Origin of the sequence: Streptomyces sp. NPDC005820, assembly GCF_040630255.1 — a bacterium.
In the GTDB taxonomy this organism is placed as follows: domain Bacteria; phylum Actinomycetota; class Actinomycetes; order Streptomycetales; family Streptomycetaceae; genus Streptomyces.
In genome coordinates, this window is record NZ_JBEXXE010000008.1 from 1 (window position 1) to 15,646 (window position 15,646).

General features: G+C 70.9%; 15 protein-coding genes. All 15 read right to left on the minus strand.

Going from position 1 to position 15,646, the window contains the following annotated elements; genetic code table 11:
• Positions 1 to 181: 181 nt before the first annotated feature.
• The 15 genes from nusB to ABZ464_RS11605 all read right to left on the minus strand — a co-directional run bounded on the left by nusB (position 182) and on the right by ABZ464_RS11605 (position 15,604).
• Positions 182 to 616 (minus strand): transcription antitermination factor NusB, encoded by a 435-nt coding sequence (gene nusB / locus ABZ464_RS11535; RefSeq protein WP_359274403.1) that lies wholly within the window; start codon positions 614 to 616, stop codon positions 182 to 184.
• Positions 617 to 618: 2 nt separating this feature from the next.
• The gene (efp, locus tag ABZ464_RS11540; protein WP_359274405.1) at positions 619 to 1,185 is read right to left on the minus strand and encodes an elongation factor P; all 567 of its coding nucleotides are present in this window, start codon (positions 1,183 to 1,185) and stop codon (positions 619 to 621) included.
• 49 nt (positions 1,186 to 1,234) lie between these two features.
• Positions 1,235 to 2,347 (minus strand): aminopeptidase P family protein, encoded by a 1,113-nt coding sequence (locus tag ABZ464_RS11545; protein ID WP_359274408.1) that lies wholly within the window; start codon positions 2,345 to 2,347, stop codon positions 1,235 to 1,237.
• Positions 2,348 to 2,491: 144 nt separating this feature from the next.
• Positions 2,492 to 3,406 (minus strand): Pro-rich N-terminal domain-containing protein, encoded by a 915-nt coding sequence (locus ABZ464_RS11550; protein WP_359274412.1) that lies wholly within the window; start codon positions 3,404 to 3,406, stop codon positions 2,492 to 2,494.
• 164 nt (positions 3,407 to 3,570) lie between these two features.
• Positions 3,571 to 4,668, minus strand: a complete 1,098-nt coding sequence (gene aroB / locus ABZ464_RS11555) for a 3-dehydroquinate synthase (protein WP_359274415.1) — start codon at positions 4,666 to 4,668, stop codon at positions 3,571 to 3,573.
• On the minus strand, positions 4,665 to 5,180 hold the full coding sequence (locus ABZ464_RS11560) for a shikimate kinase (protein ID WP_359274417.1): 516 nt from the start codon (positions 5,178 to 5,180) through the stop codon (positions 4,665 to 4,667). The genes aroB and ABZ464_RS11560 overlap by 4 nt, the downstream gene beginning before the upstream one ends.
• Positions 5,177 to 6,361, minus strand: coding sequence for a chorismate synthase (aroC, locus tag ABZ464_RS11565; RefSeq protein WP_359274420.1), 1,185 nt, complete (start codon positions 6,359 to 6,361; stop codon positions 5,177 to 5,179). The genes ABZ464_RS11560 and aroC overlap by 4 nt, the downstream gene beginning before the upstream one ends.
• 178 nt (positions 6,362 to 6,539) lie before the next feature.
• On the minus strand, positions 6,540 to 7,394 hold the full coding sequence (locus ABZ464_RS11570; protein ID WP_359274422.1) for a shikimate dehydrogenase: 855 nt from the start codon (positions 7,392 to 7,394) through the stop codon (positions 6,540 to 6,542).
• Positions 7,375 to 9,114 (minus strand): endolytic transglycosylase MltG, encoded by a 1,740-nt coding sequence (gene mltG, locus ABZ464_RS11575; RefSeq protein ID WP_359274425.1) that lies wholly within the window; start codon positions 9,112 to 9,114, stop codon positions 7,375 to 7,377. Before mltG ends, ABZ464_RS11570 begins: the two co-directional genes overlap by 20 nt.
• A 124-nt stretch (positions 9,115 to 9,238) precedes the next feature.
• Positions 9,239 to 9,703 carry a Holliday junction resolvase RuvX gene (gene ruvX, locus ABZ464_RS11580; RefSeq protein WP_340382997.1) on the minus strand — a complete coding sequence of 155 codons (465 nt, stop codon included), beginning with the start codon at positions 9,701 to 9,703 and terminating at the stop codon, positions 9,239 to 9,241.
• Between the two features lie 8 nt (positions 9,704 to 9,711).
• A complete protein-coding gene (gene alaS, locus ABZ464_RS11585; RefSeq protein WP_359274429.1) occupies positions 9,712 to 12,384 on the minus strand; it encodes an alanine--tRNA ligase in 2,673 nt (890 codons plus the stop codon).
• Positions 12,384 to 12,728 (minus strand): hypothetical protein, encoded by a 345-nt coding sequence (locus tag ABZ464_RS11590; RefSeq protein WP_359274432.1) that lies wholly within the window; start codon positions 12,726 to 12,728, stop codon positions 12,384 to 12,386. Before ABZ464_RS11590 ends, alaS begins: the two co-directional genes overlap by 1 nt.
• 9 nt (positions 12,729 to 12,737) lie before the next feature.
• On the minus strand, positions 12,738 to 13,178 hold the full coding sequence (locus ABZ464_RS11595) for a DUF948 domain-containing protein (protein ID WP_359274435.1): 441 nt from the start codon (positions 13,176 to 13,178) through the stop codon (positions 12,738 to 12,740).
• 156 nt (positions 13,179 to 13,334) lie between these two features.
• Positions 13,335 to 13,949 carry a 30S ribosomal protein S4 gene (rpsD, locus tag ABZ464_RS11600; RefSeq protein WP_055633391.1) on the minus strand — a complete coding sequence of 205 codons (615 nt, stop codon included), beginning with the start codon at positions 13,947 to 13,949 and terminating at the stop codon, positions 13,335 to 13,337.
• A 299-nt stretch (positions 13,950 to 14,248) separates the two neighbouring features.
• Positions 14,249 to 15,604, minus strand: a complete 1,356-nt coding sequence (locus tag ABZ464_RS11605; RefSeq protein ID WP_359274437.1) for a replication-associated recombination protein A — start codon at positions 15,602 to 15,604, stop codon at positions 14,249 to 14,251.
• Between the last annotated feature and the right edge of the window lie 42 nt (positions 15,605 to 15,646).

Genomic DNA, 15,646 nt, shown 5'->3' on the forward strand with positions numbered 1-15,646 from the left:
CACCGGCACCCTCAAGACCACGGTCAAGGCGTCGGCGGACGGCTACTTCCGCTACAGCTTCGCGGGGCCACCCCGGCGGCGTTCTGGGGGCCTCGGGGGCGCCCGGGGCACGCAGATGCCGGAGGGCCCGCAGCGGTGATGCTGCGGGCCCTCCGGCGTTCTGTCGTGCTGCGCGTACCGCTCAGGCCTGGTCGCGGCGGAGCGACGGCTTGAGCTCCTTCAGGCGGGCGAGCAGACCGTTGACGAACGACGGGGAGTCGTCCGTGGAGAACTCCTTCGCCAGCTGCACCATCTCGTCGATGACGACGGCGTCCGGGGTCTCGTCGACCCAGATCAGCTCGTAGGCGCCGAGCCGCAGGATGTTGCGGTCGACGACCGGCATCCGGTCGAGCGTCCAGCCGACGGAGTACTGCGCGATCAGCTCGTCGATCCGCTTCACGTGGTCCGCGTAGCCCTCGACCAGCTGCATCGTGTACTCGCTCACCGGCGGCTGCCGGGTGTCGGCCCGGGAGTGCCGGACCCAGTCCGCGAGGACCGTGAGGACGTCGGCGCCGCGCTGGTCGCCCTCGAAGAGGATCTGGAAGGCGCGCTTGCGGGCCGTGTTGCGGGCAGCCACGGTTAGCTGTTCACCCGGCCGAGGTAGTCGCTGCTGCGGGTGTCGACCTTGATCTTCTCACCGGTGGTGATGAAGAGCGGGACCTGGATCTGGTGACCGGTCTCCAGGGTGGCGGGCTTGGTGCCGCCGGTGGAGCGGTCGCCCTGCAGGCCCGGCTCGGTCTCGGCGACGGTCAGCTCGACGGCGGCCGGCAGCTCGACGAAGAGCACCTCGCCCTCGTGCCGGGCGACGGTGGCCTCGAAGCCCTCGATCAGGAAGTTCGCGGCGTCACCGACGGTCTTGCGGTCGATGTGCAGCTGGTCGTAGGTCTCCATGTCCATGAAGACGAAGTAGTCGCCGTCCATGTACGAGAACTGCATGTCGCTCTTGTCGACAGTGGCCGTCTCGACCTTGACGCCGGCGTTGAAGGTCTTGTCGACCACCTTGCCGGACAGCACGTTCTTCAGCTTGGTGCGCACGAAGGCCGGGCCCTTGCCGGGCTTGACGTGCTGGAACTCGACGACGGACCAGAGCTGGCCGCCTTCGAGCTTGAGCACCAGGCCGTTCTTGAGGTCGTTCGTGGAAGCCACGGTTGCGGAATCTCCTGGACTGACGTGGACGACCCCGGGGCACGCACCTCTACAGCGCGAGCAGCTCCTTGGTCGTGATGGTGAGTAGCTCGGGTCCGCCGTCCGCCTCGGGGCGCACGACGAGCGTGTCATCGATCCGGACACCGCCCCGGCCCGGGAGGTGGACCCCCGGTTCGACGGTGACCGGCACGCAAGCGTCCAGTTTACCCATGGCCGCGGGAGTCAACTGCGGGTCCTCGTCGATTTCGAGTCCGACCCCGTGCCCGGTGAGTGCCGGGAGGCCCTCGGTGTACCCCGCGGAGTCCAGTACCTGGCGGGCCGCACGGTCCACGTCACGATAGGCGGCGCCGGGTGCCAGGGACTCCCGCCCGGCGCGCTGGGCTGCGAAGACGAGGTCGTACAGCTCGATCTGCCAGTCGGCGGGGGACGTGCCGATGACGAAGGTGCGGCCGATCTCGCAGCGGTAGCCGCGGTAGGCGGCGCCGAGGCAGACCGAGAGGAAGTCGCCCTCCTCGACCCTGCGGTCCGTGGGGCGGTGGCCGGGCCGGCCGGAGTTCGGGCCGGTGGCCACCGAGGTGGGGAAGGCGGGGCCGTCGGCGCCGTGGTCGACGAGGCGCCGCTCGAGTTCGAGGGCGAGGTGCCGCTCGGTGCGGCCGACGAGGATGGACTCGAGCAGCTCGCCGAGGGCCTGGTCGGCGATCTCGGCGCCGACGCGGAGACAGGAGATCTCCTCCTCGTCCTTGACGACGCGGAGCTGTTCGACGGCGCTGCCGAGGTCCGCGAGGCGCAGGCGGGGGGCGACGGAGCGCAGGGCGCGATGGCGGGCCACCGTGAGGTGGTGTTCCTCGACCGCGAGGGAGTCGCCGCCCCCGGCCGTGAGGATGTCCGCGGCGGCGACGGCGGGGTCGCCTCCGGCGTGGGGCAGGGTGTGCGCCCTCAGCTGTTCGTCGGGGCGCGCTTCACCCGGGCGGTCGTCGGGCGGGCCCGGGCAGACGAGGAGGTCCTCGTCCTCGCGTCTGCCCAGGAGCAGCACGGCCGCCTTGGGGGCGGCGCCGGCGAGGTACCTCACATTGGCCGGGCGGGAGATGAGCGCGGCTGTGCTGCCGCCGGCGTTGCAGCGGTCCCTCAGTCGCTTGCGGCGTGACCCGTACACCTCTGACATGAGTCGAGCGTATGAGGGGTGGGGGGATTGTGCCGGTTGGGAGGGGCCGAGTGGGGTGCGTGGGCGGGTGCGGGCCCGCTGGGGGCTTGTCGCGCAGTTCCCCGCGCCCCCGGGGTGTTCGCCCCCACGCCCCTCAAAAGTCCCCTACCACTTCGGCGGGCTCGCGATCGCTCTCGACAGGACGTCGTCCAGGACCTTCGCCGTCGACGGGACGTCGAGCTGGGAGTTGTCGATGATCGGGAGGCCGGAGCCGTACCAGCCGGCCATGCGGCCGTGGATGCGGGCGACCTCCTCGTCGGTGAGGCGGCGGTTGCCGGAGCGCTGGGCGTTGCGTTCCAGGACGACCTCCAGGCCGGGGAGGAGGACGACCGGGAGGAGTCCGGGGCCGACGTGGCGCTTCCAGCCGCCGAGGCCCACGACCGGGCGGTCCGGGAAGATCGCGTCGTCGAGGATGCAGGAGATGCCGTTGGCGAGGAAGTTGCGGGCGGCGAAGCCGCAGGTGCGGCGGGCCAGGCGGTACTGGGCCTCGGAGTGGTCGTTCCAGCCTCGCTGCGGGTCGGCGAAGCCCGAGCGGACCCATTCGCGGACGTCGTCGAGGCTGACGTGGGCGGTGGGGACCCGGCGGTGGTCGGCCCAGAACTTGGCGACGCTGGTCTTTCCGGCGCCCGCGGGACCGATGAGCAGCACGGCGACGGTGGTGGTCGCGAGGTCCGGTCCGGGGGCGGCGGGCGGGACGGTGGGCATCGCCACGGGGCCACCGGGCGGCAGCGGGACATGGCCGGTGACGTCGGTGCCGTGCGGGGCGGTGCCGTGCGGGACGGGGGCGTGCTGGGGGGCCGGGGGCGGCGGCACGGGGGGCCGGGGAGCGGGCGGGACGGGCCCGGAGGGAGGAGGGGCGCCCAGGTAGCCCGGCTGGTGGTGGGGGGCGCCGCCCGGCTGGTGCGGGGGGCTGCCCGGCTGGTGCGGGCCCGGGTGTTGTGCGGCCGGCGACCAGCCGGCGGCCGGACCGTGCCCCGGCTGATGGGGCGGCGGCAGCGGAGAACCCACTGCGTGCTGCATCCGGTGCCACTCCGTCTCGTACAGGCAATGGGCGCTGGCTGGGGGCGTGTGCCCGTTTTCGATTCTGAACGGTACCGCCCCCGGCCGTCGTTTGGTGAACGGCCGGGGGCGGTCCGAAGTGCCCTGTGTGGAAGGGGAATCGGGCGGAAGGGATCCCCGGGGACTTACTGGCCGACTTCGCCGTAGGCGGCGAGGAGGACCGCCGGGTCGGGGCCCTCCAGGACGGTCGGCTTGGCGAGCCCGTCGAGGACGATGAAGCGCAGCAGGTCGCCCCGCGACTTCTTGTCGACCTTCATGGTCTCCAGCAGCTTGGGCCACTGGTCGTGGCGGTAGTGGAGGGGAAGCCCGACGGACTCCAGGATCGAGCGGTGGCGGTCCGCCGTCGCGTCGTCGAGGCGGCCCGCGAGGCGGCCCAGTTCGGCGGCGAAGTGCATGCCGACGGACACGGCCGCGCCGTGCCGCCACTTGTAGCGCTCGTTCTTCTCGATGGCGTGCGCGAGGGTGTGGCCGTAGTTGAGGATCTCCCGCAGACCCGACTCCTTCAGGTCGGAGGAGACCACGTCCGCCTTGACCTTGATGGAGCGTTCGATCAGCTCGGCGGTGTGCGGGCCTGCCGGGGTGCGGGCGGCCTCGGGGTCGGACTCGATGAGGTCGAGGATCGCCGGGTCGGCGATGAAGCCGGCCTTGATGATCTCCGCGAGCCCCGAGACGTAGTCGTTGACCGGGAGGGAGTCCAGCGCGGCCAGGTCGCACAGGACCCCGGTCGGCGGGTGGAAGGAACCGACGAGGTTCTTGCCCTCGGCGGTGTTGATGCCGGTCTTGCCGCCCACGGCCGCGTCCACCATGGCGAGCACGGTCGTCGGTACGGCGATCCAGCGCACCCCGCGCAGCCAGGTGGCGGCCACGAACCCGGCGAGGTCCGTGGTGGCGCCGCCGCCGACGCCCACGACGACGTCGGTGCGGGTGAAGCCGGACTGGCCGAGCGCCTTCCAGCAGTACGCGGCGACCTCGGCGGTCTTGGCCTCCTCCGCGTTGGGCACCTGGATGGCGACGGCGTCGTAGCCCTGTCCGGCCAGGTCGGCGCGGAGCGCGTCCCCGGTCTCGGCGAGGGCCTCGGGGTGGATCACCGCGACGCGCTTGGCCTTGGGGCCGATCAGACCGGCGAGTTCACCGAGGAGCTGACGGCCCACCAGGACCTCGTACGGCTCGGAGCCCGCGCTGCCGCCGACCCGGATCCGGGTCACCGCCTCACTGCTGCTCATGCTTCCTTCAACTCCAGTGCGTCCAGGGCGGCTTGGGTGACCTCTTCGGGCGTACGGCCGTCCGTCGTCACCACGGCGGTGGCGACCTCCTCGTACAGGCCGCGGCGGGCCTCCATCAGCTCGCGCCACTGCTTGCGCGGGTTGACGGCGAGCAGCGGGCGGGCCGCGTTGAGGCCGGTGCGCTTGACGGCCTCCTCGACGTCCATCGACAGATAGACCACGCGCTGGTCGGCGAGCAGGGCGCGGCTGTCCTCGTCGAGGATCGAGCCGCCGCCGAGCGCCAGGACGCCCTCGTGCTCGGCGAGCGCGCGGCGCACGGCCCGCTTCTCGACCGCGCGGAACGTCTCCTCGCCCTCGTCGACGAAGATCTCCGCGATGCTGCGGCCCTGCTCGGCGACGATGTCGTCGTCGGTGTCCCGGTAGCCGGTGCCGAGCCGCTCGGCGAGCAGCTGCCCGACGGTGGACTTGCCGACGCCCATCGGGCCGACCAGGACGACCAGGGGCCCGCTCATCGGATGTGGAGGTGGTCGAGGTAGGACCGGACGTTGCGGCGAGTCTCGGGGACGCTGTCGCCGCCGAACTTCTCCGCGACGGCGTCCGCCAGGACGAGGGCCACCATGGCCTCGGCGACGATGCCGGCCGCGGGGACCGCGCACACGTCGGAGCGCTGGTGGTGGGCCTGGGCCTGCTCGCCGGTGGTCACGTCGACCGTGCGCAGGGCGCGCGGCACGGTCGCGATCGGCTTCATCGCGGCACGCACGCGCAGCAGCTCGCCGGTGGTCAGACCGCCCTCGGTGCCGCCGGAGCGGCCGGAGGAGCGGCGGATGCCCTCGGGGGTGGTGAGGATCTCGTCGTGGGCCTTGGAGCCGGGCACGCGCGCGAGGTCGAAGCCGTCGCCGACCTCGACGCCCTTGATGGCCTGGATGCCCATGAGGGCGGCGGCGAGGCGGGCGTCGAGGCGGCGGTCCCAGTGCACGTGGGAGCCGAGGCCGACGGGGACGTCGTACGCCAGGACCTCGACCACGCCGCCGAGGGTGTCGCCGTCCTTGTGGGCCTGGTCGATCTCCGCGACCATCGCCTTCGAGGCGTCCGCGTCCAGGCAGCGCACCGGGTCGGCGTCCAGCTTCTCGACGTCGGCGGGGGTGGGGTAGACACCGTAGGGCGCCTTCGCGGCGGCCAGTTCGATCACATGGGAGACGATCTCGATGCCGGCCGTCTCCTTGAGGTAGGAGCGGGCGACCGCGCCGAGGGCCACGCGGGCGGCGGTCTCGCGGGCGGAGGCGCGCTCCAGGATCGGGCGGGCCTCGTCGAAGCCGTACTTCTGCATGCCGGCCAGGTCGGCGTGGCCGGGGCGGGGCCGGGTCAGCGGGGCGTTGCGGGCGAGGCCGGCGAGGATCTCCGGGTCGACCGGGTCGGCCGCCATGACCTGGTCCCACTTGGGCCACTCGGTGTTGCCCACCATGATCGCGATCGGGGAGCCGAGGGTCAGGCCGTGCCGGACGCCGCCGAGGAAGGTGACCTCGTCGCGCTCGAACTTCATCCGCGCGCCGCGACCGTAGCCGAGCCGCCGCCGCGCGAGATGGTCGGCCACCATCTCCGTGGTGATCGGCACGCCGGCGGGAAGGCCCTCCAGCGTCGCGACAAGTGCGGGACCGTGGGACTCCCCCGCGGTCAGCCAACGCAGCCTGCTCAACGATGCTCCTCAGTGCTCGCGCCCTGGTACTGCCCTACGCGCGTCCTCGCGTACGTCCTCGGCCGGGCCGGGTGCGCGGTTCCGGCCAGCCACCTCGATCCTCCCACGTCCGCGGCACGGATCGGGCTTCCGGTCCATTGGACGGACGAAACGGCCCGGGAGCCGGTCCCGGCGGTGTTCAGGGCTGGACGGTCTGCCGGGAGGCGAGGGCGTGTTCGCCCGCCTTGCGCATGGCTTCCACGGGGGCCGGGGTGATGCCGGTCATCTGTTCCACCTGGAGCACGGCCTGGTGGACGAGGAGGTCGAGGCCGCTGACGACGGCGCCGCCGAACATGGACCAGCGGGCGGCCAGCTCGGTCGGCCAGGGCTCGTAGAGGACGTCGAAGAGGGTCGCGGGCCGCTCGGGCACCGACGCCGCCAGGGCGTCCGTCGCCCCGGCCGGGGTCGTGGCGACGACGAGCGGGAAGCGCAGGGCGTCGGCCGCCGCGGACCAGTCGGCGACACGGACGTCGACGGCCAGGCGCTCGCCCCACTGCCGCATCTCGTCGGCGCGGGCCGCGCTGCGGACGTACGCCACGATCTCGCCGGAGCAGACCCGGGCCAGGGCGGCGAGCGCGGAGGACGCGGTGGCGCCGGCGCCGAGGATCGCGGCCGAGTCGACCTGCTCGACGCCGTGCTCGCGCAGGGCGGCGACCATGCCGGGGATGTCGGTGTTGTCGCCGACGCGGCGGCCGTCCTCGGTGAACAGCAGGGTGTTGACCGCGTCCACGGAGGCGGCCGTCTCGCTGATCTCGTCGAGCAGCGGAATGACCGCCCGCTTGAGCGGCATGGTCAGGGACAGCCCGGCCCACTCCCCGCCGAGCCCCGCGACGAAGCCCGGCAGGGCGGCCTCGTCGATCTCGAAGCGGTCGTACGTCCAGTCGGTGAGCTCGAGCGCCTCGTAGGCGGCACGGTGCAGCACCGGCGAGAGGGAGTGGGCGATGGGGCTGCCGAGAACGGCAGCCCGGTGGGCGTCAGTTGCCCGTGCTCTCATCGAACTTGTCCTTGAGCTTCAGGAAATCTGCGTGCGTCCTGGCGAATTCGGTCTTGCTCACCCCGTCGGTCGCCACGAAGTAGTACCAGCCGTCGTCGGTCGGATTCAGCATCGCCTTGATCGCGACATCGCCGGGATTGCCGATCGGTCCGGGCGGCAGACCCTTGTTGGTGTAGGTGTTGTACGGATCCTTGTTGCTGTTGATCTCCGACTCGCTGATATTGATCTTGCTTTCGCCCCTCAGGTAATTGAAGGTCGAGTCGAACTGCAGGAATCCGTACGTCTGGGGGTTCGCGCGGTCGAGGCGGTTGTAGACGACCTCCGCCATCTTGCGGTAGTCCTCCTCGGTCTTGCCCTCGGCCTGGACGAGGCTCGCGACCGTGACCATCTGGAGCGGGCTCGCCAGCTTGAACGTCTTTGCCTTGGCCTCCAGGTCGTACTCCGCGTACTTCTTCGCGGCGTTGGTCACCATCCCCTTCAGCACCGCCTCGGGCTTCATGCCCTTGGCCGCGGGATAGGTGCCCGGGAAGAGGAAGCCCTCCAGGGGATCCTTTATGGCGCTGTTGTCGTTCGCCCACTTGGGCAGCCCGAGAGTTTTGTAGTCCTTCTCGGCGATCTTCTTGGTGGTGCCGGCGGAAAGGGCGAGTTTCTCGTCGATGGCCTTGTAGACCTCGACGTTACGCTGCCCGGGTTTGACCAGCACATTGGCCTGGCTGTCGCCGTCGAGCATCATCTCGACGGCCGCCTTCGCGGACATCTCCTTCTTCAGAATGTACGCGCCCGCCTGGATCTTGTCCCCGTTGGGATTGTTCGTGGCGGCGGAGACGAAGGCGTCGACGCTCTTGACGACACCGGCCTCCTTCAGCAGACGGCCGATCGCCGCGCCGCCCGAGCCTTCCGGCACCTGGACGCTGACCGTCTGGGTCGTACCGTTGCCCGAGTAGTCCGGGGCCGCGCCGTAACGATTCTGGTAGAAGTTGTAGCCGAAGTAGCCGACGCCGCCGACCCCACCGGCGAACACCAGTACGACGACCAGGCAGGCGCAGCCGTTGCGGCTCTTCTTCTTGCCCTTGCCGCCCTTGGCGTCCTTGCCGCCGCGACCCCTGCGGCCCCCGCGGCCGTCGGGATCGTCGTCGTCCTCGTCGCCGCCGCCCCCGCCCGCGAAGAACGCGTGCTCGCCCTGGTCGGGTCCGGGGTCCCAGTCGGGTTTCTGTTCGGCCTCCGCCTCGGGTTCCGGCTGCGGTTCGGCGACCCGGCGGGCCGGGGGCTCCGGCGGCGGGTAGGCGTCGGGGGTGCCGTAGAGGTCGGGCTGTTCGGCGCCGTACGCGGCGGGCTGCTGGCCGTACGGGTCACCGGGGTCGGCGGCGTACGGCACATGGGCATGGGTGCCGGTGCCGTCCCAACCGCCTTCCTGGTAGCCCTCGTGATAACCCTGCTGCTGGTACTGCTGAGGGTCGTAGGGCTGGTGCGGGTACTGCTGCTGACCGTACTGCTGCGGGTCGTACTGCTGCTGGTCGTACTGCTGCGCCTGTCCGTTGCCCCAGTCGCCGTATCCCGGCTGCTGCGGCTGCTGCGGGTAGTGGTGGTGCTGCGGCTGGCCGCCGTAGGCAGGCTGATGGCCCTGGTGGGCCTGCTGCTGCCCGTCCCATCCGCCGTCCCCGTACAACGGGTCCTCCGGATGCCACGGTTCGGAGCCTGGGCCCCGGCCATACTCAGTCATCGATCCCCTAGAGCCGCGAGGCGGCGATCACGCGGCCTTCCCAGGTCCGTCACCGTTCCGCCTCTCTCTGTGCGGCGGCTGTTCGAACACCTACCGCATCGCGCGGAACGTTACCGTATCGCGATCAGATGACCACTTCGACGCCCTCGCCCGGTGCTTTACCTGACACCCGTTCGGATTCCAGGGCCTGTTGAAGGATGATCACAGCGGCTGCCTGGTCGATCACCGACCGGCCCTTCTTCGCCTTCACCCCTGAGGCGCGCAGTCCCTGACTGGCCGTCACGGTCGTCATCCGCTCGTCCACCAGGCGTACGGAGACGGGGGCGATGCCCTTGGCGAGCTCCTGTGCGAAGCCGCGAACCTTTACCGCGGCCGGGCCCTCGCCCCCCTTGAGGGAGCGAGGGAGACCGACGACGACCTCGATCGGTTCGTACTCCTCGACGAGTTGCCTCAGCCGTCGGTGGGCCGCCGGGAGGTCCCGGCCGGGGACCGTCTCCACCGGGGTGGCGAGGATCCCGTCGGGGTCGCACGAGGCGACCCCGATCCGGGCGTCCCCGACATCGATCGCGAGTCGACGGCCCCTTCTCATCGCATCGCTCACTTGGCCGTGTCGGCCACGAGCCGCTCGACCGCGGCGACGGCCTCGCCGACCGCGCCCGGGTTCTGGCCGCCGCCCTGGGCGACGTCCGGCTTGCCGCCACCGCCGCCGCCGAGGGTCTTGGCGGCCGCACGGACCAGGTCGCCGGCCTTCAGACCGCGCTCGCGGGCGGCCTCGTTGGTGGCGATGACCGTGAGCGGCTTGCCGTTGTTCACGGTGAACAGGGCGACCACGGCGGCCCGGCCGCCCTGGATGCGGCCGCGCACGTCCAGGACCAGCCTGCGCAGGTCGTCGGGGGTCGTGCCGTCGGGGACCTGCCCGGTGACCAGGGCGATCCCGTGGACGTCCTTGGCGGACTCGGCGAGACCGGCGGCGGCCTGCAGGACCTTCTCCGCGCGGAACTTCTCGATCTCCTTCTCGGCGTCCTTCAGCTTGCCGAGCATGGCGGAGACCTTCTCCGGGAGCTCCTCCGGACGGCCCTTGATCAGCTCCTGGAGCTGGGCGACGACCGTGTGCTCACGGGCGAGGAAGTTGTAGGCGTCGACGCCGACGAGAGCCTCGATACGGCGCACGCCCGAGCCGATCGACGACTCGCCGAGCAGCTTCACCAGGCCCAGCTGGGCGGTGTTGTGGACGTGGGTGCCGCCGCACAGCTCCTTGGAGAAGTCGCCGATGGTCACCACGCGGACCCGCTCGCCGTACTTCTCGCCGAACTCGGCGATGGCGCCCTGCTTCTTGGCCTCGTCGATGCCCATGATGTCGGCGCGCACGTCGAGATCGCGGGCGAGCACCTCGTTGATCTTCTGCTCGACGTCGGTCATCACGGCCGTGGGAACGGCGGACGGGGAGCCGAAGTCGAAGCGGAACCGGCCGGGCTGGTTCTCGGAACCGGCCTGGGCGGCCGTCGGGCCGAGCGCGTCACGCAGGGCCTGGTGGGTGAGGTGGGTGGCCGAGTGGGCGCGGGCGATGGCGGTGCGCCGGCGGGAGTCGATCGTGGCGTGCACCAGATCGCCGACGGTCACCTCGCCGACCTGGACGACGCCCTTGTGGACGTAGACGCCCGGGACCGGCTTCTGGGTGTCGCGGATCTCGACGACGGCACCGGAGGCCACCTTGAACCGGCCGGTGTCGCCGATCTGGCCGCCGCCCTCGGCGTAGAACGGGGTCCGGTCCAGGACGATCTCGACCTCGTCGCCCTCGGAGGCGGCCGGGGAGGAGACACCGTCGACGAGGATGCCGACGACGGTGGACTCGCCCTCGGTGTCGGCGTACCCGATGAACTCGGTCTCGCCGGCCTTGTCGGCGATCTCCCGGTAGGCGCCGGCGCCGGCGTGGCCGGTCTTCTTGGCCTGGGCGTCGGCCTTGGCGCGCTCCCGCTGCTCCTTCATCAGGCGGCGGAAGCCGTCCTCGTCCACGGACAGCCCCTGCTCGGCGGCCATCTCCAGGGTGAGGTCGATCGGGAAGCCCCAGGTGTCGTGGAGCAGGAACGCCTTGTCGCCGGCCAGCACGGTGGAGCCGGCGGCCTTGGTCTCGCCGACGGCGCCGTCGAGGACGTTCGTACCGGCGTTGAGGGTCTTGAGGAAGCGGGCCTCCTCGGCGAGGGCGACGTTCTCGATGCGCTCGCGGTCGGTGACCAGCTCCGGGTACTGCTGGCCCATCATGCCGATGACGGTGTCGATGAGGTCCTTGACGACCGGGCCGGTGGCGCCGAGGAGGCGCATGTTGCGGATGGCGCGGCGCATGATGCGGCGCAGGACGTAGCCGCGGCCCTCGTTGCCGGGGGTGACACCGTCGCCGATGAGCATCACGGAGGTGCGCATGTGGTCGGTGACCACGCGCAGGGAGACGTCCGAGTCGTGGGCGTCGCCGTAGGCCACGCCGGTCAGCTCGGTGGCCTTCTTGATCACGGCCATGGAGGTGTCGATCTCGTACATGTTCTGCACGCCCTGCAGAATCATGGCGAGACGCTCGAGGCCCAGGCCCGTGTCGATGTTCTTGCTCGGCAGCTCGCCGAGGATCTCGAAGTTGTCCTTGCCGATGCCCTCGCCGCGCTCGTACTGCATGAAGACGAGGTTCCAGATCTCCACGTACCGCTCGTCGTTGACGGCGGGGCCGCCCTCGACGCCGAACTCGGGGCCGCGGTCGTAGTTGATCTCGGAACAGGGGCCGCAGGGTCCGGGGACGCCCATGGACCAGTAGTTGTCCTTCATGCCGAGGCGCTGGATGCGCTCCTTGGGCACGCCGACGACCTCGTGCCAGATGCGCTCGGCCTCGTCGTCGTCCAGGTAGACGGTGATCCAGAGCCGCTCCGGATCCAGGCCGTAACCACCCTTGTCCTGGGCGCCGGTGAGCAGCTCCCAGGCGTACTTGATGGCGCCTTCCTTGAAGTAGTCGCCGAAGGAGAAGTTGCCGCACATCTGGAAGAACGTGCCGTGGCGGGTGGTCTTGCCGACCTCTTCGATGTCGGGGGTGCGCACGCACTTCTGCACGCTGGTGGCGCGCGACCACGGCGGCTTGACCTCACCGAGGAAGTACGGCTTGAAGGGGACCATGCCGGCGGGGACGAGGAGCAGAGTCGGGTCGTCCGCGATGAGCGACGCCGAAGGGACGACGGTGTGCCCGCGCTCCTCGTAGAAGCTCAGCCAGCGGCGGCGAATCTCGGCCGACTCCATCAGTGGTCCTCATTCCGGTCGTACGAGTACGTCGTGGTCTGGACGTACCTCGGGTGGGTGCTGTTCTCGATGGCGGGGAACCGCCGGGGCGCGGGGAGTTCGGGGTCCTCGTCGATGCCGAGCGCGTCCTGGAGCTCCGCCTCCCGCTGGGCCATGTTGTCGCGGACGTCGAGCGCGAAGCCCACCGCACGGTCCTTCAGGCGCGCGCCCGTCTCGAGGGCCTTGTTGGCCGCGGTCGCGGCGAGGCTCTCCGGGGTCAGCTGCTTCAGCTTGCGATTGACCTTGGTGGTGGCCCAGACACCGGCGGCGACACCGGTCGTGAACCAGAACGTACGGCGGAACATGGCTGGCTCTCAGTCCCTCTTTCCACGGGCGCTGCGCTTCTCCCGCCGGGAGACCGTGCGGCCCACGATCACGGTACGCCGGGGTTCCCGGACGGGCACGTCCTCCCGGCGGCCGCCGAGGGCCCGGCGCACGCCGTAGCCGAAGGCGGCGACCTTGACCAGGGGGCCGCCGAAGGTGGACGCGACGGTCGTCGAGAGCGCGGAGGCGTTCGACGTGACTTCCTGGACGTCGGAGGCGATGGCGTCGACCCGGTCGATCTGGGTCTGCGCGGAGCGCACCGCCGCGGAGGCGTCGGCGAGCAGCGGGACGGCCTGGTCGGTCACGTCCGCGACCAGCTTGGTGGTCGCCCTGAGCGTCTGGGCCAGCCTCGCCAGCGCGACGGCGAGGAAGGAGACCAGGATCGCCCAGAAGACGGCCACCAGGATCCCGGCCACCTCTCCACCGGACACCTGGCACCTCTTTTGCAGCGTTGGGATCTATCTCCGGGGCCGAGCCTATCGCGCCGGGGGCAGGGCTCCGTACCGCATTACGGGGGCATGCGAAAGCCCGCCGCCTCCGGGGAGACGGCGGGCCTGGGCGCTGGAGTCCCTACGACCGCTGGAAGATCAACGGGCGTAGTACTCGACGACGAGCTGCTCGTCGCAGATGACCGGGATCTCCTTGCGGTTCGGCTCACGGTCCAGGCGGAACGCCAGGGCCTTGAGGTTCACCTGGAGGTAGCGCGGGGTCTCGCCGTCGGGGGCGAAGCCGCCCTCGCGGGCGATGGAGAAGAGGGTCTTCTCGCGGCTGCGCTCGCGGACCATCACGACGTCGTCGGGACGGACGCGGAACGACGGCTTGTCGGTCTTCTGGCCGTTGACCTCGATGTGGCCGTGCACGACCATCTGACGGGCCTGGTAGATGGTGCGGGCGATGCCCGAACGCAGCACCAGGGCGTCGAGACGGCGCTCGAGCTCGATGATCAGGGCCTCACCGGTCTTGCCCTGCACCTTGGAGGCACGCTCGTAGGCGCGGACCAGCTGGCGCTCGGAGAGGTCGTACTGCGCGCGCAGACGCTGCTTCTCCAGCAGACGGACCTTGTAGTCCGAGTTCTGCTTGCGGCCACGGCCGTGCTCACCCGGCGGGTAGGGGCGGGCCTCGAAGTACTTGACGGCCTTCGGGGTCAGCGCGATGCCGAGGGCACGCGACTTCTTGACCTTGGGGCGGGACTGGTTCGCCACTGCTCTCTCATTCCTGTTTTTCGGCTTGTCAGAGTTAAGGGAGGTCGCATCCGCAGCCGGGGAAACCCATGGGGTCCGCGAGGGACCCTTGGGCAGCCGCTCCCCTGGTCTGGGCACATACGTGCAGCACGCGAGTGGCCCACCGACCTCTCCCGCCATGCGGCGGGTGGTGGTGGGCTGCCCGCGACACCGTTCGACGGTGCGCGACGCTCCTGGAGCCGGTCCGGGGACCGGCCTCCGGCTGACTGTCCCGTTCTGACAGCGCGGGACGCAGCACTCCGAACGAGTTTACAGGGTGCTCAGGACCGCTTTCGACCGAGGTGCTTCCTGGTCCACTCCACGGCGTCGGCGTACCGTGCCTCCGCGCCGTGCCGGGTGGGGGTGTAGTACTCGCGGTCCTTGATCGCGTCCGGTGCGTACTGCTGGGCGGCGATGCCCTCCGCCAGGTCGTGCGGATACACGTACCCCTGGGCGTGGCCGAGCTTGGCGGCGCCCTTGTAGTGCCCGTCGCGCAGATGCGGCGGCACGGATCCGGCCAGTCCCTTGCGTACGTCGTCCAGGGCGGCGCCGATCGCGGTGGTCGCGGAGTTGGACTTCGGGGCGAGGGCGAGGGCGATCGTGGCGTGGCTGAGGATGAGGGCGGCCTCGGGGAAGCCGATCAGGGCGACGGCCTGGGCGGCGGCGACGGCTGTCGGCAGGGCGTTCGGATCGGCGAGGCCGATGTCCTCGCTGGCGGAGATCATCAGCCGGCGGGCGATGAAGCGGGGGTCCTCGCCGGCCTCGATCATCCGGGCCAGGTAGTGCAGGGCGGCGTCGACGTCGGAGCCGCGGATGGACTTGATGAGGGCGCTGGCGACGTCGTAGTGCTGGTCACCGTCACGGTCGTACTTCACCGCCGCCCGGTCGACGGTCTGCTCCAGGATCGCCAGGCTGATCTCGCTCTCGTCCTGGTCGAGGGCGGCCCCGGCGGCGGCCTCCAGGGCGGTCAGGGCGCGGCGGGCGTCGCCGCCGGCGATGCGCAGGAGGTGGGCCTCGGTGTCCTCGGGGAGGGTGACGGAGCCCTTGAGTCCGCGCTCGTCGGTGAGGGCCCTTCTGAGGAGCCCCCGCAGGTCGTCGTCGGTGAGGGGCTCGAGGGTGAGCAGAAGGGAGCGGGACAGCAGCGGAGAGATCACCGAGAAGTACGGGTTCTCCGTGGTCGCCGCGATCAGGGTCACCCAGCGGTTCTCGACGGCCGGGAGGAGGGAGTCCTGCTGGGCCTTGCTGAAGCGGTGGATCTCGTCGAGGAAGAGGACGGTCTCCTTGCCGTACCCCCCGGTGGCGCGGCGGGCGCCGTCGATGACCGCGCGGACCTCCTTGACGCCGGCGGTGATCGCGGAGAGCTCCACGAACCGCTTGTTCGTCGCCTTGGACACGACGTACGCCAGGGTGGTCTTGCCGGTGCCGGGCGGGCCCCAGAGGATCACCGAGGAGGGGCCGGCCGGGCCCTTGGCGCCCTCGCCGACCAGGCGGCGCAGGGGGGAGCCCGGCTTCAGCAGGTGCTGCTGGCCCACGACCTCGTCGAGGGTGCGCGGGCGCATCCGGACCGCCAGGGGACTCCCTGCGGGGTCCTTCTCCTGGCGTTCTTCGGCTGCGGCGGTGAACAGGTCGGGCTCCACGCCGAAACCCTAAATCACGGCACTGACAAGAGGCCAAGCGCT

Bases quoted from the DNA above. Each gene is read 5' to 3' on its own strand.
- ABZ464_RS11545 (WP_359274408.1), bottom strand. From the start codon at position 2,347: ATGTCAGAGGTGTACGGGTCACGCCGCAAGCGACTGAGGGACCGCTGC.
- ABZ464_RS11550 (WP_359274412.1), bottom strand. From the start codon at position 3,406: ATGCAGCACGCAGTGGGTTCTCCGCTGCCGCCGCCCCATCAGCCGGGG.
- aroB (WP_359274415.1), bottom strand. From the start codon at position 4,668: ATGAGCAGCAGTGAGGCGGTGACCCGGATCCGGGTCGGCGGCAGCGCG.
- ABZ464_RS11560 (WP_359274417.1), bottom strand. From the start codon at position 5,180: ATGAGCGGGCCCCTGGTCGTCCTGGTCGGCCCGATGGGCGTCGGCAAG.
- ABZ464_RS11570 (WP_359274422.1), bottom strand. From the start codon at position 7,394: ATGAGAGCACGGGCAACTGACGCCCACCGGGCTGCCGTTCTCGGCAGC.
- mltG (WP_359274425.1), bottom strand. From the start codon at position 9,114: ATGACTGAGTATGGCCGGGGCCCAGGCTCCGAACCGTGGCATCCGGAG.
- ruvX (WP_340382997.1), bottom strand. From the start codon at position 9,703: ATGAGAAGGGGCCGTCGACTCGCGATCGATGTCGGGGACGCCCGGATC.
- alaS (WP_359274429.1), bottom strand. From the start codon at position 12,384: ATGGAGTCGGCCGAGATTCGCCGCCGCTGGCTGAGCTTCTACGAGGAG.
- ABZ464_RS11590 (WP_359274432.1), bottom strand. From the start codon at position 12,728: ATGTTCCGCCGTACGTTCTGGTTCACGACCGGTGTCGCCGCCGGTGTC.